This is a genomic window from Staphylococcus sp. CWZ226 (genome assembly GCF_018986355.1).
In the GTDB taxonomy this organism is placed as follows: Bacteria; Bacillota; Bacilli; order Staphylococcales; family Staphylococcaceae; genus Staphylococcus; species Staphylococcus simulans.
The window spans coordinates 26,567-49,547 of record NZ_JAHMSB010000001.1 but is presented as its reverse complement, the minus strand read 5'-3'; the positions used below and the strand labels follow the sequence as shown (position 1 = coordinate 49,547).

The window sequence follows — 22,981 nt, the reverse complement described above, 5'->3', positions numbered from 1 at the left end:
CTAACAGTGATAGGGAGATCGAGTGAAGTATGGTTTATTTAAAATCAATCAATGCAGTCGGATTCAAATCGTTTGCGCAGCAAACTGAAGTCCACTTTGACCAAGGTGTGACCGCAATTGTAGGTCCGAACGGCAGCGGTAAAAGTAACGTAACAGATGCCATCAAATGGGTCTTAGGTGAACAATCTGCGAAATCTTTACGCGGTTCGAAAATGGAAGATATTATCTTTTCCGGCGCAGAACATCGCAAAGCGCAAAACTATGCGGAAGTTCGATTAAAATTAGATAATCATGCACATCAATTAAACATTGAAGAAGACGAAATCATCGTTACACGCAGGCTGTACCGCAGCGGCGAGAGTGCGTATTATTTAAATAACGAACGTGCCCGTTTAAGAGATATCACAGATCTTTTTTTAGATTCAGGACTAGGTAAAGAAGCATTCAGCATTATCTCACAAGGCCGTGTAGATGAAATTTTGAATGCGAAACCCGCTGACAGACGTCAAATTATTGAAGAATCTGCAGGTGTATTAAAGTATAAAAAGCGTAAAGCAGCATCTGTTCAAAAGTTAGATCAAACAGAAGAAAACTTAAATCGTGTTGAAGATATTTTGTATGATTTAGAAGGTCGTGTAGAACCTTTAAGAGAAGAAGCTGCGATTGCGAAAGAGTACCAACATTTATCTAAAGAAATGAAGAAAAGCGATGTATTGGTGACGGTTCATGATATTAATGAGTATAACGAAGCTATCAGTAAAGCAGATGAACGCTTAAATATCTTAAAGAGCCAACAAGCGCAAAAAGAAGCAGACCAAAATCGCTATTCTCGCACGCTAGCGAATTATAAAGCGGAATTAAATCAACAAAACGATGAAATTGAACGCTTGAATTATCAGTTAGTCCAAGCAACAGAAGCAGCAGAAAAATTATCAGGTCAGCTGAATGTATTAGAAGAACGTAAGCGTAACCAATCACAAACGAATGCGCGTTATGAAGAAGAACAAGAAGCATTGCAAGCACAACATGCGCAATTGATTGAAGATCAACAACAAGCTAAAGCAGATAAACAAACGCTGACTGAAAAACAACAAAGTTTAGCTGCAGAAGTGAAAAAGCTTGAAGACCAATTATATGTATCAGATGCAGATCATGAAGAGCAACTAGAAGAGATTAAAAACAGTTATTATGATTTAATGTCTGAACAATCAGAGGTTAATAACGATATTCGCTTCCTCCAACGCACTATCGAAGAAAACGAAGCCAAACAAAATCGTTTAGATAGTCGTTTATTAGATGCGTTCAACCAATTAAAATCAATTCAGTCTGAAATTAATCAAATCACAGCACAACAAAAAGAAAAACAACAACAATTAGCTTCCTTAGAGCAACAACAAAAAGACAATGAAGCACAACTGACTGAAACGAAAAATAAACAAAACGAATACGAAGAAAAGTTATACCAAGCGTATCGTTATACAGATAAATTGAAAGCTAAAATAGAAAGTTTAACCAGTCGTGAAGAAGACTATACGTATTTCTTCAATGGTGTAAAACATGTCTTGAAAGCGAAAAACAATCCATTGAACGGTATCCATGGCGCAGTAGCAGAAGTGATAGATGTACCCTCAGAATTAACTACAGCCATTGAAACAGCATTAGGCGCTTCTATGCAGCATATTATTGTGGATACTGAAAAAGATGGACGCCAAGCGATTGCTTATTTAAAACAAAACCGTTTAGGCAGAGCAACATTCCTACCGTTAAATGTTATTCAACCAAGACGTTTACAAACAGATATTATGAACACTGCCCAACAAGCAACAGGTTTTGTCGGGGTGGCTGCGGATTTAATCGGTGTAGATAACACCTATAGTGCGATTATTTATAATTTGATCGGCAATACCATTATTGTCGATGATTTAAAACACGCAAATGAATTAGCACAAGCGATTCGTTATCGTACACGTATTGTGACACTAGAAGGCGATATCGTGAATCCAGGCGGCTCTATGACTGGTGGCGGTCAACGTCAGACGAAAAGCATTTTAGCACAACGTGATGAATTGACGCAGTTGCGTGAACAGTTGAAACAATTTGAACAGCAGACAACTCAATTTGAAATAGAAGTTCAAGCAGTCAAAGATGAAGCGAATCAATTGAGTGAAACATATTTAAAAATCAGTCAGCAATATAACGAAGCTAAACAAGCGGTACATAATATCGAACTAGAATTAGACCGTTTGAAGAAAAGTGAAGCACATATTAAGAGTGAACATGAAGAGTTTGAATTTGAGAAAAATGATGGCTATCAAAGTGAAAAGAGCCGTGAAACTTTAGAAGCGAAACAACAACAAAAAGAACAACTTGCGAAAAAGTTAGCTGATTTAGAACAACAAATCGAAAGTTTGACGCAATTATCTAAAGAAGGTAAAGAAAGTACTGCGCAATTACAGCAACAATTGCATCAAAAACAATCAGATTTAGCTGTGTTGAAAGAACGTAGTAAAACACAACGTCAACAACTTGAACGTATTGATAATCAAATCAAACAAAATCAACTTCAACAAGAAAAATTAGCAGAAGATATTGAGCTGTTTAATTCTGATGAAGTGACAGGACAAAAAGCTTTTGAAACGATTCAAAAAGATATTGAAATCAAACAACAAGAAAAAGCAGATTTAAATGAACGCTTAGACGTATTAAAAGGTAAACGTCAAGAAACGAACGCTTCAATAGAAGAATTTGATGACAAACTTCAAGAAACACATCGCGATATCCTATCAATTGAAAACAGCTATCAAGATATCAAAGCAGAGCAATCCAAATTAGATGTGTTGATTTCACATAGTATGGATTACTTAAATGATGATTATCATTTAACGTTTGAAGCGGCAAAAGACCTCTATGAACAAGATGAACCGATTGACGCTTTAAGACAGAAAGTGAAATTGACTAAAATGTCGATTGAAGAATTAGGTCCAGTTAACCTTAATGCGATTGAACAGTTTGAAGAAGTGTATGAACGCTTTACTTTCTTAGATGAACAACGTACTGATTTAAGAGAAGCGAAAGCGACATTAGAACAAATCATTCGTGAAATGGACCAAGCGGTAATGGATCGATTCAAAACAACATTCCATGCGGTTCAAGGACATTTCTCAGAAGTGTTTAAATCATTATTCGGCGGCGGTCAAGCTGAATTGAAATTAACAGATGATGACTATTTAACTGCAGGTGTTGAAATTATCGTACAACCACCAGGTAAGAAGCTGCAGCATTTGTCATTACTTAGTGGTGGAGAGCGTGCATTAAGTGCAATTGCTTTATTATTTGCGTTATTGAAAGTACGCTCAGCACCATTTGTTATACTAGATGAAGTAGAAGCAGCATTAGATGAGGCGAATGTGATTCGTTATGCGAATTACTTAAGACAATTATCTGAGAAGACACAGTTTATTGTGATTACACACCGTAAAGGAACAATGGAAGCGGCTGATAGACTATATGGTATTACGATGCAAGAATCTGGTGTATCTAAACTGGTAAGTGTGAATTTAAATACGATAGATGAAGTGTTGAAGGAGGAAGAAAAATGAGCTTTTTTAAACGACTAAAAGATAAGTTTGCGGGCAAACCAACGGAAGAAGAAAAAGAGCTTCAAGACTTGGACCAAACGGAATCGTCAGAAGAAGACAAGAAACCAGCTGAAAAAGAAGAAAAATCAACGTTACCTGAAGCAAAACCTAAAGAAGAACCGAAAGATGATTTCGATTTTGATGACGGTTTAATTTCTATTGAAGAATTTGAAGAAATTGAATCTCAAAAATTAGGTGCGAAATTCAGACAAGGTTTAGAGAAATCACGTGAAAACTTCCAAGAGCAATTAAATAACTTGATTGCACGTTATCGTACTGTGGATGAAGATTTCTTCGAAGCCTTAGAAGAAATGTTGATTACTGCTGACGTAGGTTTCAACACAGTGATGGAATTAGTTGATGAACTACGTACAGAAGCACAACGACGTAACATTAAAGAAACAGAAGACTTAAAAGAAGTTATTGTTGAAAAAATTGTAGAGATTTATCAACAAGAAGACGATAATTCTGAAGTGATGAACTTAGAAGATGGCCGTTTGAATGTCATCTTAATGGTCGGTGTCAATGGTGTAGGTAAAACGACTACTATCGGTAAATTGGCACACCGTTATAAAGCAGAAGGCAAGAAAGTGATGCTTGCGGCAGGTGATACATTCAGAGCCGGTGCAATCAACCAATTAAAAGTATGGGGCGAACGTGTCGGAGTAGATGTTATCAGCCAAAGCGAAGGTTCAGACCCAGCAGCTGTGATGTATGATGCGATTAATGCGGCTAAACACCAAGGTGTCGATATTTTAATCTGTGATACTGCAGGACGTTTACAAAACAAAGCGAACTTGATGAATGAGTTAGAAAAAATGAAACGTGTCATCGGACGTGCGGTTCCAGATGCGCCACATGAAGTATTGCTTTGCCTTGATGCGACAACAGGACAAAACGCATTATCACAAGCACGTAACTTCAAAGATGTAACGAATGTCACAGGTATTGTATTAACAAAACTTGACGGTACTGCTAAAGGTGGTATTGTATTAGCCATCCGTAATGAACTGCATATTCCAGTTAAATATGTCGGTTTAGGTGAACAATTAGATGACTTACAACCATTCGATCCTGAAAGCTATGTTTATGGCTTATTTGCGGACATGATTGAACAAACAGTTGAAGAACATCAAGAAGAAGCAGCAGAAACAACAGAAAACGACGGTGACACACCTGATGAGCAAAAATGATTTAGTTAAAACATTGCGTATGAATTACTTGTTTGATTTTTATCAATCTTTATTGACGAAAAAACAACGTAATTATTTGGAATTATTTTATCTTGAAGATTACTCTTTGAGCGAAATCGCAGATACTTTTGATGTGAGTCGCCAAGCAGTATATGATAACATAAGAAGAACTGGTGATTTAGTAGAAGATTATGAAGCGAAATTAGCGCTTTATTCAAAATTTGAACAACGTCGTGAAATTTATACTCAAATGAAAGCATCTATTGAAGATCCGGATGCCTTGAAACAATATATTGAGAAACTAGAAGAATTAGAATAAGGAGGTCACTTGGATGGCATTTGAAGGATTATCCGATCGTTTACAAGCGACCATGCAGAAGATCCGAGGAAAAGGGAAAGTGACTGAAGCGGATATTAAAGCAATGATGCGTGAAGTGCGTCTTGCATTGCTTGAAGCCGATGTTAACTTCAAAGTGGTAAAATCATTTATCAAAACTGTCTCTGAACGTGCTTTAGGTTCAGATGTCATGCAATCTTTAACACCTGGCCAACAGGTTATCAAAATCGTTAAAGATGAATTAACACAATTAATGGGCGGCGAAAATGCGACGGTTAATATGGCAAATAAACCGCCGACAGTTGTGATGATGGTTGGTCTGCAAGGTGCAGGTAAAACGACAACTGCAGGTAAATTAGCATTATTAATGCGTAAAAAATACAATAAGAAACCATTGTTGGTTGCAGCCGATATCTATCGTCCAGCAGCGATTGACCAACTTCAAACAGTCGGTAAACAATTAGACATCCCAGTCTATAGTGAAGGCGACCAAGTCCAACCGCAACAAATCGTTGACAATGCATTAAAACATGCTAAAGAAGAACATTTAGACTTTGTGATTATCGATACAGCAGGTCGTCTGCATATTGATGAAAAACTGATGAACGAATTAGCTGAAGTTAAAGAATTGTCTAAACCAAATGAAATTATGTTGGTTGTAGATGCGATGACTGGTCAAGATGCAGTCAACGTTGCGCAATCATTTGATGATCAATTAGGTGTAACAGGTGTTACTTTAACAAAACTTGATGGTGACACTCGAGGCGGTGCAGCTTTATCTATCCGTTCTGTTACGCAAAAACCGATTAAATTTATTGGTGTCAGTGAGAAACTTGACGGTTTAGAATTGTTCCACCCTGAACGTATGGCGTCACGTATCTTAGGTATGGGTGATGTGTTAAGTTTAATCGAGAAAGCTCAACAAGATGTAGATGAATCTAAAGCAAAAGATTTAGAGAAGAAAATGCGTACTGCTTCATTTACATTAGATGATTTCTTAGAACAATTAGACCAAGTTAAAAATCTTGGACCATTAGATGAAATCATGAAAATGATTCCGGGTATGGGCAAAATGAAAGGTATGGATAAGTTGAATATGAGCGATAAACAAATCGATCATATCAAAGCAATTATCCAATCTATGACTTTAGCTGAACGTGAAAGACCAGAAATCTTAAACGTATCTCGTAAGAAACGTATCGCAAAAGGATCAGGTCGTTCACTTCAAGAAGTTAACCGTTTGATGAAACAATTCAATGACATGAAGAAAATGATGAAACAATTTACTGGCGGAGGCAAAGGTAAAAAAGGCAAACGCAGTCAAATTGAAAATATGATGAAAGGCATGAACTTGCCGTTCTAATCGAAAAAGGTGTTGTGAGCAGCGACTTACAACACCTTTTACTGTGTATTAGAGATAAAAAATAAAATTGGTAAAGAGAAACCTCTTTACAAACTTTCTGATACCTGTTATTATTATTTCTTGTAGAAAAGAAAACAAAGACCCAAAGGAGAGAATTATACATGGCAGTTAAAATTCGTTTAACACGTTTAGGCTCAAAAAGAAATCCATTCTACCGTATCGTAGCAGCAGATGCTCGTGCGCCACGTGATGGTCGTATCATCGAACAAATCGGAACTTATGATCCGGTTACTAAAGATGCGTCACAAACAGTTAAAATCGACGAAGAGTTAGCACTTAAATGGTTAGCTAACGGTGCGAAACCAACTGATACAGTTCACAATATCTTATCTAAAGAAGGTATTTTGAAAAAATTCGACGACCAACGTCAATCTAAGTAATTTAAGCTATAAGTTGCTTTAATCTCATAACCCTGAGACAATACACTTGTCTTAGGGTTATTGTTAAGTATTGGAGCTTTTTTCACGAGACCAAATATTGGAGGCAATGTGCATGAAAGTAGAAGTCGGTAAAATTGTAAATACACATGGGATAAAAGGTGAGGTACGTGTGAAATCTAACTCAGATTTTACAGACACACGCTTTCAACCTGGTGAAGTTTTGACATTGAATCACAAAGGCGAAGAAATTGCGTTAACAGTCGCTTCTTATCGTATGCACAAAGGGTTCCATATGTTGACATTTGAAGGTATCAACAACATTAATGATGTGGAGCACTTTAAAGGTGATATTCTGACACAAGAGCGTGATCATGAAGCAATTGAACTTGATGAACATGAGTTTTACTATTCCGACATTATCGGCTGCACAGTTTTTGATGGTGAAACACCGATTGGTCGTGTGAAAGAAATTTTTGAAACAGGTGCCAATGATGTATGGGTCGTTCAAGGTGATAAAGAGTACTTGATTCCCTATATCGCAGATGTTGTCCAAGAAGTAGATGTCTCTGGGCGCCGTATTCAAATTACGCCATTGGAAGGAATGTTCGACGAGTGAAAATTGATTATTTAACGCTGTTTCCAGAAATGTTTGATGGCGTATTAAATCATTCTATTTTAAAGCGTGCACAAGAGAAAGAGATTCTAACAGTGAACACCGTCAATTTCAGAGATTATGCGGTTAATAAACATAATCAAGTTGATGATTATCCATTCGGCGGCGGTCAAGGTATGGTATTGAAACCAGAACCTGTCTTTAATGCGATGAAAGAACTTGAGACGACAGAAAATACACGTGTGATATTAATGTGCCCACAAGGCAAACCCTTCTCACAAGCAGTGGCAGAAGAGTTGAGCCAAGCAGAACACTTAGTGTTTATTTGTGGTCATTATGAAGGCTATGATGAACGTATCAGAGAACATTTAGTGACTGATGAAATCTCAATTGGAGATTATGTATTAACAGGTGGAGAATTGCCTGCGATGAGCATGACAGATGCGATTGTACGCTTGATTCCAGGTGTACTCGGCAATCAACAGTCACATCAAGATGACTCATTCTCTGATGGTTTATTAGAGTTTCCGCAATACACACGTCCAAGAGAATTTGAAGGTATGAAAGTACCAGACGTCTTATTATCAGGTAATCACGCAAACATTGATGCATGGCGACATGAACAAAAATTAATTAGAACATTTGTCAAAAGACCCGATTTACTAACAAAGTATCCATTAACATCAGAAGATGAAAAAATACTTGAAAACTACAAAAACCAATTGAAAACCAAATAGCAGTGTGCTAATATTATTTAAGTGTGCTAAGCACGAAAAATCACTATGATCCGCTGCTATTTTGTTGTCGAGGCAAGAACATAGTTTGAAGGAGAGAATAATAAAATGAGTAATCACAAATTAATCGAAGCAGTTACTAAATCACAATTACGCACAGACTTACCAAACTTCCGTGCCGGTGACACTGTACGTGTACACGTACGTATCGTCGAAGGTACTCGTGAACGTATCCAAGTCTTCGAAGGTGTCGTAATCAAACGTCGCGGTGGCGGAGTTTCAGAAACTTTCACAGTTCGTAAAATTTCATCTGGTGTAGGTGTGGAACGTACATTCCCATTACACACACCAAAAATTGAAAAAATCGAAGTAACTCGTCGCGGTAAAGTTAGACGTGCTAAACTTTACTACTTACGTAACTTACGTGGTAAAGCTGCTAGAATTAAAGAAATTCGCTAATTTTAGACAGATAGACATACGAGTAGACAAGGCTGTTCCTAATCATGGAACAGTCTTTTTTTATGTAAATTGTCGTATGAAAATTCTGAAAAATTAGGTATAATGAAAGCATTCTATAAAACGAAAATCATTATTTTTACAAGTACAACAAGAAAATCATCATAGAAGGAGTAGAAGTAAATGAAAAAGAAGGTTTTAGTAACGATTGCGATATTGTTATTCTTTGCGGTTGTCGCATTCAGTATTGTCAGGAATGAATACACAGATCGTGTTAATCCGTTTCTAACTACAGAAAAATCATATGCGAAGGTTGAAAAAGGTACGCAATACTATGAAAATGTTCAAGCTTATTCAAAAGATGGAGAACGTGTGCCTTATAAGCTGACATTCAATGGTTTTGATCCTCAAAAAGAGAATGTTGTGATTATCCATAAAGGCAAGTATGTGAAAGAAATCCATTATCTCGATACATTGCCTAAAGATGTAAAAGAATAAGAACGATAAAAGAATCGCCATTTTAATAGAGAAGGCGATTCTTTTATTTATATAGTTTAGATAGAGTTGTCACTATTCCAATCATCTGCACTTGGCTTTTGATGTGTGTGATATTGATGAATGATTTCATTGTATTCTCGTTGGTTATGTCCTCTGTATGCCCATAGTCTCACTTTAGAATAAACAATTTTGACATGTTTTAAAACATGTTTCGTTTTTACATTGTTATACAATCCTTGTGCTTTCCACATTTGTACAGCATCCTTCAAGTCATCTTCTTTTGGCACCATTTTGATATTAGGAAGGATGACATCTTCGAAAATAGCAATCTCAACCATATATATAGGAATATCAAAGGATTCTCCTTGGAGGTTGATGCTACTTCTTAGAAATAGCAGACTGTCTTCGAATTTCTTATTTTCTATCCACTCCTCTGAAGTAGCGGCTTTAAACAATGCCATAAGTGTTGAAGGTAAATAGTAAGGGACAGTTTCATATAATGCATTTAGGGTTTGATAAGCTTCTTTTAACGTCGTATGTGTAAGATAATTATCGCTGATAGCAACCATGTGACTTTTATAATCTGTGCTTATCTTATCTTTTATAGATGCGCTGGTTTCATGTGCTTCAAAGTATGAATTATAAAGTTTGACCACAATTTTAATAGGGATAAAACCGTATAAGTTTACAAGTGCTTCAAAGAATTTGATTTTAGTTTCAGTGTTCAAATCAGTAAGAATATTTGCCTGGATTTTATTATGCATCAAAGCTGGTAGAACCTTTTTGGCTTCCCCGACTGATAATCGATTATGGCACAAATCTTTTAATAACGCTTGTTGAAGGTCTTCATCTAAGGCTTGATCTGTAAAATCTTCAATCGACTGTTTAAGTATTTCTTCAGGCTGCAGACCACGTAAACTAAAATAACACTTTAAATGTTCAAATAAGTCACAAGGTAAATAAATCATACTGAGTTCAATGTCGCTAAACAAAATAAAGACCGCAATATTTTCACCAGGGAGTTCTGCACCTACAAAACTGTTTCTATCCTCATAAACCATATACGCAAAAAGTATACGTAAAGGTGGCACGATTTGAATTAATTTTTCAAATAAGCCATAATCTCTTATCACTTTTTTGGTGATTAAGGTACACTTTTCAGAATCAGTCAGTTTATCATAATTTTTAATATTAGCCATCACACATATAAAGTCTAAATTTTTTGTGCTATAACGATCAGCTAAACATGTTTCAAAATCCATGGTTTCATATAATCTACGCTTTTCTTCTATTGAAGCTAAAGTTTCGATTTTTGTATGAACCCAATCTTCAAGCAAAGGTAAGGAGGAATATTTTTCATTTAAACAATAGTGGTTATAATCATTTAAAAATTCAGGTGAGAGGTAGTAGCGGTCTTTAGCAATAGGGATGATATAGTGTGTCGCTTTCAAATGAGTGAGTTGATAATAGTCTGTTCTAGAAAGTGTGATTATCGTAAGTGTGGAATTTAAAACAGACTCAAGTAATGCTTTTTCAGAAGCATTTAGAAGGTGATCGAAATGATTCATTAATGTCTGATAGGAAATAGAGTTACTTTGAAGTGCTTTAGTAGAAAGTGAAGTGTTAAATTTTGGAAGTATGTGACTCAGATATTCGTGATTGGTGCTTTGGTAGTTACGTTCTTTCATGTTGTGTTATCAAACCTTTCTAGGCGAATGTTAATGGAGTAGAGATATAAAAATAGTATAAGTAAGAAGATAATAGGCTGTATATGCATAATCACAGACAGTAAAAAAAGCGTAAGTCATTGGTAAAAATAGTGTTGGGGATTAAAAAAACAGTGCGTATCCAAAATATAGAAGGATACACACTGTTTGTTTTATTGTTTCGTCTGAGTAGATAACGGCACCAGACCACGCTCAACACTAAACCAATTCCTGTGATGACGATTAATGGTTTTAATAATGACGGTTCATATTTTAAATAAATATCTGTTTGACCTTTCTTAGTTGGAATTACTGTCATAATGCCATTACCTTGTTTAACTTCATGTTTCTTACCATCGATTAACGCATACATTCCATTTCTATAGGCAGCAGGTAAGACAATATAACCTTGTGCTGATTTTGGTTTTTGAATGTGTAAGTTACGGTTATTCTTAGTAACTTTGACAGGTGTTAAAGTATCTTTAGTACGATTTAAAGTACTGTAATCTTCACCATAAATACCTTTAAGCTGTAGACGGTATTTACCTTTTGGTAGTTGTAACTTCAGTTCTGGTGAAGCTTTAATACGCATAGTCACAGGGTTGACGAACCGTCGGTATTTGTAGTCTAAGCGATTACGTTTTTGTTTATATTCATTGATTTTTACGTAGTGTTCTGAAGCTGGTGCGATACGTTCAACATCCATTTCTACATACATATCTTGATACTTATTCGCAACGGATTCAGGTAGCTGCATAGTTAAACCACCATTGTTTTTTTGAACTTGAATATGTTTTTGATCTATTTGTTTTGCATCGCGTAATGTTGTCTTTGCTTTTTGTAGTAAGTTAGGGTTCGTTTTTAATGTTGAATTACCTTTTTTATCATCCCAAACAACGCCTTCTAACATGGCTTGTTCACGATCTAACGGTGATTTTAATTGGTCCATATTAAATGTTTTATTGGTAATATGTGCACTTGGATAATCAATTTGATTTTTTGAATGAACAAAGATTCTATCATCATGTTTGATTTTATCTTTTAGTTCGAAACCGTATGGTATGTTTTTATCTGATTCCATTTTGAAGCGGTCTGTGACATCCCATAAAGCCATTAAGTTAGCTCGGTTATTAAATAAACGATAGGTACTGTTTTTATCAATCGGCATATTAATCTGCATCACATTATCATAATAATTAAGAATTTCACCATCAAAGATGCTTGAATAAAGCGAGATGCCGTTATAGTTGTAAATGAATGGTGAGTTTAAACCATAAACACTCATATAATCAATACGCATTAAATCATCTTGATTTTCTTTTTGAATGGCTTTGATTTTTTTATTTAGCGGATGACTGAAGTAATCATAATTTGTGACTTGTTTTACTTCTGCTTCATACTCAGACAAGATATTTTCTTTATATTCTTTTAACTGCCAGAATTGTTGGACTAAAATCAATGCGATTAACATAAGCTTCATCCAATGCTTCATCTGACCTTTATAGATAATTAATATCAATGCCAATACTGTGATGATGACAACTGTGCTGATCCACCAATGCCATTCGCCTTCAGCATAACGTGATGAAATGATTAAGACTAAAACGGCTGGAATTGTTGCGGCAATTAAAGAAATGATAGACATTTCCGCTAAATATTGAATCATCAAAGCAACCAATATTGCGGCACTCATTGCCAGCATATAGACCCATCTGCGTTGCGGGATAGAAAAGCCGTTAAAGAAACTATCAAATGGGTTGGTAAATGAACCTAATAAGAAAATCCATGTCATAATCGCAAATAAACGATAGAAATAATGTTTGTATAGTTTAAATTGCAGTAGGGCAATCAAAACTAAAATCGACAATAAAATATGAAAACCTGATATAAATGTTTGTTTATCTGTGTTCAATAAATCTACAAAGAATGGATACTCTAATAATGGATTTTGTTTACGATCATTATGCAAGAATGAGCTGACACCTGTGTAAAATCCAAAACTAGCGACCATTAAACTTAATAGTATAGTTACCACTGTAATATAAATCTTCTGTATGCGGTTTAAGATATCCTCTTTATAAACTGCGACAGTTCTATAAATTAAATAAGCACCGATAATAATAGCTTCATAGTAACTGAAATAAAAGTTCGACATCAGCGTTAAGCCTAAACCGATAATCAATAAAGCGGCTTTACGTTCTCTAAATAACTTTTCTACACCTAATATTGTCAACGGTAAGTAAATCAATACATCACCATAAAATGACCAAGTGAAGTTGAAATACATCATGACATTAGAAGCGGTGTATAAAATTGTAGCGATCAGTGCGGTATAACGTTTTAATTTAAAATAGCGCATCATATAGTAAGCAGCAATAAATGTCAAAATAGCTTTGACAATCGCAAAGAATAATTGGTTTCCTGGCCAAAATTCAATACTGCTTGGATTCATATGTAAGAGATGTTCGCCTAACCACACAAATAAAAAGTTTAAGTAGGTAAGTGGAGAGGTTGAATAATAATAAGCTAAATCTGCGATATAATCTCCGCCTAAACCGAAAGAAATATCGTAGAAACTTGAAAAGTGTGTGACGTGTTCATATAAGTATTTTTGAAATGGCATCATTTGTCTGAAACCATCGCCTGCACCACTGAATACAATTTGATGTTTCGTATAAGCGCGGATTGCAGGATAGAAAATAATCAGCATCATTAATGTGCCGATACCAGCAATTTTTAAAAAACGCACTAGGTTATGTTTTAGGGTGAATTTCATTTTTTGTCTCTCCTGAAATTAAAATGCATATGTAGAATTAGGTAATATACTACATATACCCTTTTTAATTTTAGCAGTAACGCGATTATAAAGGGAAATAAATCAACTAATATTAAAATTTTGTAAAGTATCATATTAACTTAATATGAATAATGTCTAACATATAGGGAATATAACTACCGGTAACAATTATATGGGAGTACTATCAATAACAAATCAATTTGGAGGTCTTAATCATATGGTTGAAGTAAGAAATGAATCAGGCATCACTCAAGTTGCGGAGAATGTGGACAGAGTTGCCGCATTAGAATTTTCATTCGTAGATGATTTATTAGCTTTAGATATTAAACCAGCTGCGATTGCTGATGATGGGAATAAAGAGAATTTATTTGAAGCAGTCAGAACACAGATTGGTGAATATGTTTCTTTAGGAGATAGAAACAATCCTGATTTAGATGCTTTAAGAGAAGCGGAACCACAATTAATTATTGCTGACGGTGAACGTCATCACAAAATCTATAGAGATTTAGAAAAAATTGCACCGACAATTTTACTTGAAAGCTTTGATGGCGATTATAAACAAAACTTAGAGTCATTCGAGTTAATCGGTAAAGCTGTATCAAAAGAACAAAAAGCGAAAACACGTGTCGCTGTGCATGAACAAAAGATCAAACAAATCGAAGAGGGTATTACGTTAGATAAAAGTTTAGGCACATTGGCTGCAGTAGTGACAGATAATCATATTGTAGGGCATGATGCGAACAGTTATGTTGGTCAATTCTTAAAACGTCTTGGCTTCAAAATGGCAATCACTCAAGCGGACTCAAAAACGTATCCAGAATATAAAGATGGACCATATCTAAAATTAACGGATGAACAATTAAAAACATTAAATCCAGAACGTTTAATTTTAATGGTTGATGATGAAAATGCAGATGCATTAGAAGAATTACGTCAATCAGAAGTTTATAATTCAATCAATGCGAAGAAAAACGGACGTATTCATTTCGTAAACCGTGAATTATGGGCAAAATCACGTGGTTTAGTAGCGTCTGAACACATTGCAGAAGACTTAGCGAAATTCGAAGAATAAGTCTAAGTGAGATTAATACAAGTACCGAAAACATCTACCTTTTTCGGTACTTGTATTTTTTTATGCCATATTATAGAGAATATAGGGTATTAAACACTAATCAAGTTTAATTGAAATGACGGGAGTGGCGTATATGGAATACGAAGTAAAGCATTTAAATGAATTAAAGGTTATTGGTTATTTGAGTAAATATGCGACGATGCAAGACGCGCAACAAAATTTACCGAAAGCATGGCAAAAGTTTCGTGAATCAGGTGAAGAACAAACTTTATCTGAATTAAGCAACCACCAATTAGAAGGATACTTAGGAGTGATTGTACCTACAGAAGCAGGGATGAATTACTTAATTGCAGTAACTTCTGATAATCAATTTGGATCAGGCTTGCATCCTTATGCTCTACCTCAAGGCGATTATATGGTAGTAAATGCTAAAGGACCTGTACCAGAATCAATCCAGCAAGTATGTCAAAAAGTGTTTAACCCTGAGTTCTTAGCAAGCGAAGGTTATCACATGGCTGAAGGACCAGCTTTTGAATTCTATCCACATGGAGATGTGACTTCATCAGATTATGAAGCACAAGTGTATGTGCCGGTGGTAAAGAAAGAAGAATTAAACAACTAATATAAATTTAATTATTGATGTAAGAAACTCAAGCACTTAATCAGTTGTTTGGGTTTCTTTTTTCATTTTTTCAAGACTTCCAAAATATAGTATAATAGAGAGAATGTAAAATAGAGTAAAGCGATGAATGAAAGGTGATGAAACATGGTTATTCAATGGTATCCAGGGCATATGGCGAAAGCTAAACGTGAAGTGTCCGAACAGTTAAAGAAAGTGGATGTGGTCTTTGAATTAGTAGACGCACGTATTCCTTACAGTTCAAGAAACCCGATGATTGATGAAGTGATTCAAAATAAACCACGTGTGGTTATTTTAAATAAAAAAGATATGGCGAATTTAAATGAAACAGCCAAATGGGAAGACTATTTCAGAAGTAAAGGTTATTTCCCAGTATCAGTAGATGCGAAGCATGGTAAAGGCTTGAAATCAGTAGAACAAGCGGCTGTACAAGCGACAAAAGAAAAGTTCGAACGTGATAAAGCGAAAGGGTTAAAACCACGTGCAATCCGTGCCATGATTGTAGGTATTCCAAATGTAGGGAAATCTACGTTAATTAATAAACTTGCAAATAAAGCTATTGCGAAAACAGGTAATACACCAGGTGTAACGAAACAACAACAATGGATTAAAGTAGGTAAATCACTGCAATTATTAGATACACCAGGGATTTTATGGCCGAAGTTCGAAGATCAAATAGTTGGTAAGAAATTAAGTTTAACAGGTGCGATTAAAGACAGTATCGTACACTTAGATGACGTAGCCATTTTTGGTTTAGAGTTCTATAAAGCACACGCGCTTGAAGCATTACAAAAACATTATAATGTTGATTTAGATGCAGAAGCTGAAAATATTGAATGGTTTGATGCGATTGGACGTCGACGTGGTCTATTACAACGCGGCAATGAAGTGGATTATGAATCAGTCATTGAATTAATTATTAATGATATTAGAAATGCGAAACTTGGTACACAAAGTTTTGATATTTATAAAGAGATGGCAGATGAAATTAAATAATGGGACAGTCAATCAAAGCAATTAAAGAAGCGTTAAAAGATGTAAAAACTTTAGCTGAACTGGAAACACTTGAATGGCATCAAGATGAAAGAAAAGGTGTACAGCAAGCTTTATTAAGTCGTAAAAGACAATTAGAAAAGGAAGCGGCACTTGTTGAGCAGTACCAAGAGATGATGTTATATGAAAATGATATTTTAGCGCATGACAATAAGGCGATTATTTGCGGTATAGATGAAGTCGGCAGAGGACCTTTAGCTGGTCCAGTAGTCGCATGTGCTGTGGTATTAAATGAAGGGCATGCATATTATGGCTTAAATGATTCAAAGAAAGTTTCGGCTGCTAAACGTGCACAGTTGAAATCTGCGCTAGAAGCAGAAGCGACATATGCTTACGGAATTGCGACTCCAGAAGAAATCGATGATTTAAATATTTATCAAGCAACGCAAGTGGCGATGATACGTGCGATTGAAGCTTTATCTATCAAACCGACGCATTTATTGATTGATGCGATGGAATTACCGTTAGATATTGAACAAACTTCTATCATTAAAGGTGACGCAAAAAGTGTGTCCATAGCAGCAGCCAGTATCATGGCAAAAGAATACCGTGATGCTTATATGCGTGAACTCGCAAAACAGTATCCGGGATATGATTTTGAACATAATGTCGGTTATGGCACAAAAGCACATTTAGCAGGAATTGATAAATTAGGTGTGATTCCAGAACATCGTAAATCATTTGAACCGATTAAATCTCTTACAACAAAATTGTTTTAAAAATAAGGTTGGTGCAAATTGTAATATTTGTTTCCAACCTTGTGTAATATTCAGATTAATTTGAAAAAAGCTAGAATAGTTGCAATATCACACTTCGCGAGGATTCGAGATAAAGTCTAAAAGTTAACAAAATTGACAAAAATAGCCGCTTTCAGTTTACAATAGCGCTTACATTTTCTATAATTAACAGTGTACTTAACCTAAGAAACAGGAGGATGGAGAATGAATATCCACGAGTATCAAGGAAAACAAATCTTTCGTTCAATGGGCGTTCCAGTTCCAGAAGGACGTGTAGCATTCACTGCTGAAGAAGCAGTAGACAAAGCTAAAGAATTAGACACTGATGTTTATGTTGTAAAAGCACAAATCCACGCTGGGGGTAGAGGTAAAGCTGGCGGTGTTAAAATCGCTAAGTCATTATCTGAAGTGGAAGCTTACGCTAATGAATTATTAGGTAAAACACTTGTAACTCACCAAACAGGTCCACAAGGTAAAGAAGTTAAACGTTTATACATTGAAGAGGGCTGCGATATTCAAAAAGAATATTATGTCGGATTCGTTATCGACCGTGCAACAGATCGTGTAACGTTAATGGCATCTGAAGAAGGCGGTACTGAAATTGAAGAAGTAGCGGCTAAAACGCCAGAAAAAATCTTCAAAGAAACAATCGATCCTGTTGTTGGTTTAGCACCATACCAAGCACGTCGTATTGCATTCAACATTAATATTCCAAAAGAATCAATCAATAAAGCGGCTAAATTCTTAATCGCTTTATACAATGTATTTATCGAAAAAGATGCATCAATCGTTGAAATCAACCCATTAGTTACAACTGGTGACGGTGATGTTTTAGCGTTAGATGCGAAAATCAACTTTGACGATAACGCATTATTCAGACACAAAGACATTTTAGAATTACGTGATTTAGAAGAAGAAGATCCAAAAGAAATCGAAGCTTCTAAATATGATTTATCATACATCGCTTTAGATGGCGACATCGGCTGCATGGTTAACGGTGCAGGTTTAGCGATGGCTACAATGGATACAATCAATCATTTTGGCGGAAATCCGGCTAACTTCTTAGACGTAGGCGGCGGCGCTACGAAAGAAAAAGTTACTGAAGCATTCAAAATCATCTTAGGTGATGATCATGTTAAAGGTATCTTTGTTAATATCTTCGGCGGAATCATGCGTTGTGATGTTATCGCAGAAGGTATCGTAGCAGCAGTTAAAGAAGTCGACTTAACATTACCTTTAGTAGTTCGTCTTGAAGGTACAAATGTTGAAATCGGTAAACAAATCTTAAAAGATTCAGGTTTAGCAATTGAGCCAGCGGCAACTATGGCTGAAGGCGCTCAAAAAATTGTCAAACTTGTCAAAGAAGTCTAAGGAAAGGATGAGACACTAAGATGAGCGTATATGTAGATAAGAACACAAAAGTAATTGTACAAGGTATCACTGGGTCTACAGCCCTTTTCCATACGAAACAAATGCTTGAATATGGTACTCAAATCGTTGCTGGGGTAACTCCTGGTAAAGGTGGTCAAGTTGTTGAAGGTGTACCAGTATTCAACACTGTAGAAGAAGCGAAAAAAGAAACAGGTGCAAACGTATCAGTTATTTACGTACCAGCACCATTCGCAGCTGACGCAATTTTAGAATGTGCTGACGCTGAATTAGATTTAGCAATCTGTATTACAGAACACATTCCTGTATTAGATATGGTTAAAGTTAAACGTTATTTAGAAGATAAACACACTCGTTTAATCGGACCAAACTGCCCAGGTGTTATTTCACCAGATGATTGTAAAATCGGTATTATGCCTGGCTACATCCACAAAAAAGGCCACGTAGGTGTTGTATCTCGTTCAGGTACATTAACTTACGAAGCAGTGCATCAATTAACTGAAGAAGGCATTGGTCAAACTACAGCGGTAGGTATCGGTGGCGACCCAGTCAACGGTACAAACTTTATCGATGTATTAGATGCATTCAATAAAGACGAAGACACTAAAGCTGTCGTAATGATCGGTGAAATCGGCGGTACTGCTGAGGAAGAAGCGGCTGAATGGATTAGTAAAAATATGACAAAACCAGTTGTAGGATTCATTGGTGGTCAAACAGCACCTCCAGGAAAACGTATGGGTCACGCTGGTGCGATTATTTCTGGCGGTAAAGGTACTGCTAAAGAAAAAATCAAAACATTGAATGACAATGGTGTTAAAACGGCAGATACACCTTCTGAAATTGGTTCAACATTAATTGAAGCAGCTAAAGAAGCAGGTATCTATGAAGAGTTATTAACAGTTAAAAAAGACGCGTAATTCACTGCGTTTTATAAATCAGGCATGGATTTGTACTTAGGTACAAGTCTGTGCCTTTTTTCATGTTAAAGTTGAGTATTCACATAGTCATTGAAACATAACTTGATTTTTCATATATAATAGTAGAAACTCTGAATAAGCTTTTGTATAGAAAAGTATTGTTTCCATTATATAAAAGGTCGTATAATAACGAAAAAACCACAAGAAAGCAGGTAAACGATTGAACCTCAAAGAATTAGATTTAGAACTCCTCAGATTACGCTACGCAGGTTACTCCACAAAGCAAATATACGCACTTTTAATCAGGTATCCAGACTATTTTGGACTAAATTTACCAGAAAGAATGACAAAACTTCGACAATTTTCACAAAATACTGCCTCTAAAACTATGCTTCTGCATTATCAAACATATTGTCAGATAGAGCCTAATGATATTTATCAATCTTTGGTCTCTCGAAACATCTACTTAATTTCCATTTTTCATCCTGATTATCCTCACTTACTTAAACACATTTATGCACCTCCATTATTATTATTTTGTAAAGGCAATAGAACTTGCTTAAAAGCACCTCACTATTTAAGTGTCGTCGGTTCTAGAGAAGCGACAAAGTATACACAAAATGCATTAGAATACCTCTTTAAGAATGAAGCATTACATGAGCTCGTTATCGTTTCAGGTTTAGCTAAAGGCGGAGATGCATTTGCACATGAAGCGGCTTTACACTATAATATGGCAACGATTGGCGTTTTAGCATTTGGTCATTATCATCATTATCCTAAAGAAACGCGTGCATTACGAAAACGAATAGAACAAACAGGTTTAACCCTCTCAGAATATATCCCCACAGATAGACCTGCCAGATATAAATTTCCGGAGCGTAATCGTATCATTAGCGGTTTATCGCAAGGCGTACTGATTACTGAGTCTAGAGAAAGAAGCGGCGCACAAATCACAGTAGATTTAGCTTTAGAACAAGACAGAAATGTTTATGTGTTGCCAGGCAGCTTATTTCAAAAATTGACCATAGGAAATTTAAAACGCGCACAAGAAGGCGCGAAAATCGTTTTGAGTGCGCAAGATATTATGGAAGATTATGAAACATTAAATTGATTGAAAAAATGAAATAAAGACTTAAATGAAATGATGTCTGTTCATTTTCAGGTGAATTAAAATATTGACAAATGTAAAATAAACCGTTTATCATTTATCTTTGTAACAAGGAACATTTTATTGAAGCAGAGGGGGATCTACTTTGGCAGATAATTTAGTCATAGTTGAGTCGCCTGCAAAAGCTAAAACAATTGAAAAATATTTAGGGAAACGATATAAAGTTATCGCTTCAATGGGGCATGTCAGAGATTTGCCAAGAAGCCAAATGGGCGTTGATGTTGAAGATGATTTTGAACCCAAATATATTACGATTCGTGGTAAGGGACCAGTCGTTCAAGAGTTGAAGAGACATGCTAAAAAAGCAAAGAAAATCTTCCTAGCAAGTGACCCGGACCGTGAAGGTGAAGCAATTGCATGGCACTTAGCAAACATTTTGAAATTAGATGAACATGCGAAAAACCGAGTAGTATTTAACGAAATTACAAAAGATGCAGTTAAAGAAAGTTTTAAAACGCCGAGAAGTATTGAAATTAATTTAGTGGATGCACAACAAGCACGTCGTATTGTAGACAGATTAGTAGGTTATAACATTTCTCCGGTATTATGGAAAAAAGTTAAAAAAGGACTTTCAGCAGGACGTGTTCAATCTGTCGCATTACGTTTAGTCATTGATCGTGAAAATGAAATCCGTAACTTCAAACCAGAAGAATACTGGAAAATAGAAGGGAAATTCCGTTATAAAAAATCTACATTTACAGCGAAATTCCTTCATTATAAAAACAAACCGTATAAACTACAAAAAAATGAAGACGTTAAATTCATTACAGACCAATTAAATGGTAATGAGTTTGAAGTGACTAAAGTCACACGTAAAGAGAAGAAACGTAATCCAGCAAATCCATTTACAACGTCTACTTTACAACAAGAAGCTTCAAGAAAATTAGGCTTCAAAACAAGAAAGACTATGATGGTTGCACAACAACTTTATGAAGGTATTGACCTTAAACGTCAAGGTACAGTTGGTTTGATTACGTATATGCGTACTGACTCTACACGTATTTCTGCAGATGCGAAAGCAGAAACAAAAGATTTTATCACTGAAAAGTACGGTAAAGAATATGTATCTCATCGTAAACAAACAGGTAAGCAAGGGGATCAAGATGCACACGAAGCTATTCGTCCTACAAAGACTCTGCGTACACCTGACGAAATGAAATCATTCTTAACAAAAGACCAACACCGTTTATATAAATTGATTTGGGAACGTTTTGTCGCAAGTCAAATGGCACCTGCTGTAATTGACACAGTTGCGATGGATGTTGAACAAGGTGATATTAAGTTCCGTGCGAATGGTCAAGCAATCAAATTCAAAGGATTCATGACATTATACGTTGAATCTAAAGATGAAGAAGAAGAACAAAACAAACGCTTGCCGATTATTGATGAAGGTGAAACTGTAATCGCAACAGATATCGAACCTTCTCAACACTTCACACAACCACCTCCAAGATATACAGAGGCGCGTTTAGTTAAAACGTTAGAAGAATTGAAAATCGGTAGACCATCTACGTATGCGCCGACAATTGATACGATTCAAAAACGTAATTATGTGAAGTTAGAAAGTAAACGTTTCGTACCTACTGAATTAGGTGAAATTGTTTATGAGCAAGTCAAAGAATACTTCCCGGAAATCATCGATGTTGAATTTACAGTCAATATGGAAACATTGCTGGATAAAATCGCTGAAGGCGATGAAAATTGGCGTAATGTTGTCGGCAACTTCTACAATGGCTTCAAAGACGATGTAGAACGTGCTGAAAAAGAAATGGAAAAAATTGAAATCAAAGATGAGCCTGCTGGTGAAGATTGTGAAAAATGCGGTTCGCCAATGGTGATTAAAATGGGACGTTACGGCAAGTTTATGGCTTGTTCAAACTTCCCAGATTGCAGAAACACGAAAGCCATCGTTAAAGAAATCGGCGTGAAATGTCCGAAATGTAAAGATGGCGAAGTGGTAGAACGTAAATCGAAGAAAGGCAGAATCTTCTACGGCTGTTCAAACTATCCAGAATGTGACTTTATCTCATGGGATAAACCAGTCGGCAGAGATTGTCCGAAATGTGATCATCATTTAGTTGTTCGTAAAAAAGGACGTTCTAGTCAAGTCGTATGTTCGAACTGTGATTATAAAGAAGAAGTACAAAAGTAAAGTAAGAGCTGAGAGGTTGGACACAAAAAGCACAACGCTGCTTGCGTCTCGCCTCTTTTCATCTGAATGAGGAGGATT

The 22,981-nt window shown here is 35.9% G+C and carries 19 protein-coding genes; 17 read left to right on the top strand and 2 right to left on the bottom strand.

What is annotated here, in order from left to right:
• Nucleotides 1-29: 29 nt before the first annotated feature.
• The 9 genes from smc (at nucleotide 30) to KRR19_RS00170 (ending at nucleotide 9,272) form a co-directional block, all read left to right on the top strand.
• Nucleotides 30-3,599, top strand: coding sequence for a chromosome segregation protein SMC (gene smc, locus KRR19_RS00210; protein WP_207021284.1), 3,570 nt, complete (start codon nucleotides 30-32; stop codon nucleotides 3,597-3,599).
• On the top strand, nucleotides 3,596-4,831 hold the full coding sequence (gene ftsY / locus KRR19_RS00205) for a signal recognition particle-docking protein FtsY (RefSeq protein WP_002480670.1): 1,236 nt from the start codon (nucleotides 3,596-3,598) through the stop codon (nucleotides 4,829-4,831). The genes smc and ftsY overlap by 4 nt, the downstream gene beginning before the upstream one ends.
• The gene (locus KRR19_RS00200; protein WP_002480671.1) at nucleotides 4,818-5,150 is read left to right on the top strand and encodes a putative DNA-binding protein; all 333 of its coding nucleotides are present in this window, start codon (nucleotides 4,818-4,820) and stop codon (nucleotides 5,148-5,150) included. Before ftsY ends, KRR19_RS00200 begins: the two co-directional genes overlap by 14 nt.
• Nucleotides 5,151-5,163: 13 nt before the next feature.
• Nucleotides 5,164-6,531: a signal recognition particle protein gene (ffh, locus tag KRR19_RS00195; RefSeq protein ID WP_002480672.1), complete on the top strand. Its 1,368-nt coding sequence runs from the start codon at nucleotides 5,164-5,166 to the stop codon at nucleotides 6,529-6,531.
• Between the two features lie 161 nt (nucleotides 6,532-6,692).
• Nucleotides 6,693-6,971 (top strand): 30S ribosomal protein S16, encoded by a 279-nt coding sequence (gene rpsP, locus KRR19_RS00190; protein ID WP_002480673.1) that lies wholly within the window; start codon nucleotides 6,693-6,695, stop codon nucleotides 6,969-6,971.
• A 112-nt stretch (nucleotides 6,972-7,083) separates the two neighbouring features.
• The gene (gene rimM, locus KRR19_RS00185) at nucleotides 7,084-7,587 is read left to right on the top strand and encodes a ribosome maturation factor RimM (protein ID WP_002480674.1); all 504 of its coding nucleotides are present in this window, start codon (nucleotides 7,084-7,086) and stop codon (nucleotides 7,585-7,587) included.
• On the top strand, nucleotides 7,584-8,321 hold the full coding sequence (gene trmD, locus KRR19_RS00180; protein WP_156666888.1) for a tRNA (guanosine(37)-N1)-methyltransferase TrmD: 738 nt from the start codon (nucleotides 7,584-7,586) through the stop codon (nucleotides 8,319-8,321). The genes rimM and trmD overlap by 4 nt, the downstream gene beginning before the upstream one ends.
• Nucleotides 8,322-8,426: 105 nt before the next feature.
• A complete protein-coding gene (gene rplS, locus KRR19_RS00175; protein ID WP_002480676.1) occupies nucleotides 8,427-8,777 on the top strand; it encodes a 50S ribosomal protein L19 in 351 nt (116 codons plus the stop codon).
• Nucleotides 8,778-8,957: 180 nt separating this feature from the next.
• Nucleotides 8,958-9,272, top strand: a complete 315-nt coding sequence (locus KRR19_RS00170) for a YxeA family protein (protein WP_060803498.1) — start codon at nucleotides 8,958-8,960, stop codon at nucleotides 9,270-9,272.
• 56 nt (nucleotides 9,273-9,328) lie between these two features.
• Here KRR19_RS00170 and KRR19_RS00165 read toward each other — a convergent pair whose 3' ends face one another.
• Together KRR19_RS00165 and KRR19_RS00160 are read right to left on the bottom strand one after the other, a co-directional pair.
• On the bottom strand, nucleotides 9,329-10,960 hold the full coding sequence (locus KRR19_RS00165) for a hypothetical protein (RefSeq protein ID WP_156666889.1): 1,632 nt from the start codon (nucleotides 10,958-10,960) through the stop codon (nucleotides 9,329-9,331).
• 91 nt (nucleotides 10,961-11,051) lie between these two features.
• Nucleotides 11,052-13,754 (bottom strand): YfhO family protein, encoded by a 2,703-nt coding sequence (locus tag KRR19_RS00160; RefSeq protein WP_253901099.1) that lies wholly within the window; start codon nucleotides 13,752-13,754, stop codon nucleotides 11,052-11,054.
• A 238-nt stretch (nucleotides 13,755-13,992) separates the two neighbouring features.
• Here KRR19_RS00160 and KRR19_RS00155 point away from each other — a divergent pair, with 238 nt between their 5' ends.
• From KRR19_RS00155 to topA, 8 genes are all read left to right on the top strand, one after another.
• Nucleotides 13,993-14,847: an ABC transporter substrate-binding protein gene (locus KRR19_RS00155; protein ID WP_002480680.1), complete on the top strand. Its 855-nt coding sequence runs from the start codon at nucleotides 13,993-13,995 to the stop codon at nucleotides 14,845-14,847.
• A gap of 133 nt (nucleotides 14,848-14,980) precedes the next feature.
• Entirely contained in the window at nucleotides 14,981-15,469 is a 489-nt protein-coding gene (locus KRR19_RS00150) for a GyrI-like domain-containing protein (RefSeq protein WP_105966839.1), read from the top strand.
• 144 nt (nucleotides 15,470-15,613) lie between these two features.
• Nucleotides 15,614-16,483 (top strand): ribosome biogenesis GTPase YlqF, encoded by an 870-nt coding sequence (gene ylqF, locus KRR19_RS00145; RefSeq protein WP_023015701.1) that lies wholly within the window; start codon nucleotides 15,614-15,616, stop codon nucleotides 16,481-16,483.
• Nucleotides 16,483-17,259 (top strand): ribonuclease HII, encoded by a 777-nt coding sequence (locus KRR19_RS00140; RefSeq protein ID WP_156666891.1) that lies wholly within the window; start codon nucleotides 16,483-16,485, stop codon nucleotides 17,257-17,259. Before ylqF ends, KRR19_RS00140 begins: the two co-directional genes overlap by 1 nt.
• Nucleotides 17,260-17,481: 222 nt before the next feature.
• Nucleotides 17,482-18,648 (top strand): ADP-forming succinate--CoA ligase subunit beta, encoded by a 1,167-nt coding sequence (gene sucC / locus KRR19_RS00135; RefSeq protein WP_002480685.1) that lies wholly within the window; start codon nucleotides 17,482-17,484, stop codon nucleotides 18,646-18,648.
• 20 nt (nucleotides 18,649-18,668) lie between these two features.
• Nucleotides 18,669-19,583, top strand: coding sequence for a succinate--CoA ligase subunit alpha (sucD, locus tag KRR19_RS00130; RefSeq protein ID WP_023015699.1), 915 nt, complete (start codon nucleotides 18,669-18,671; stop codon nucleotides 19,581-19,583).
• A gap of 220 nt (nucleotides 19,584-19,803) precedes the next feature.
• A complete protein-coding gene (gene dprA, locus KRR19_RS00125; RefSeq protein ID WP_156666892.1) occupies nucleotides 19,804-20,694 on the top strand; it encodes a DNA-processing protein DprA in 891 nt (296 codons plus the stop codon).
• A 142-nt stretch (nucleotides 20,695-20,836) separates the two neighbouring features.
• On the top strand, nucleotides 20,837-22,903 hold the full coding sequence (gene topA, locus KRR19_RS00120; protein ID WP_023015697.1) for a type I DNA topoisomerase: 2,067 nt from the start codon (nucleotides 20,837-20,839) through the stop codon (nucleotides 22,901-22,903).
• Nucleotides 22,904-22,981: the final 78 nt, after the last annotated feature.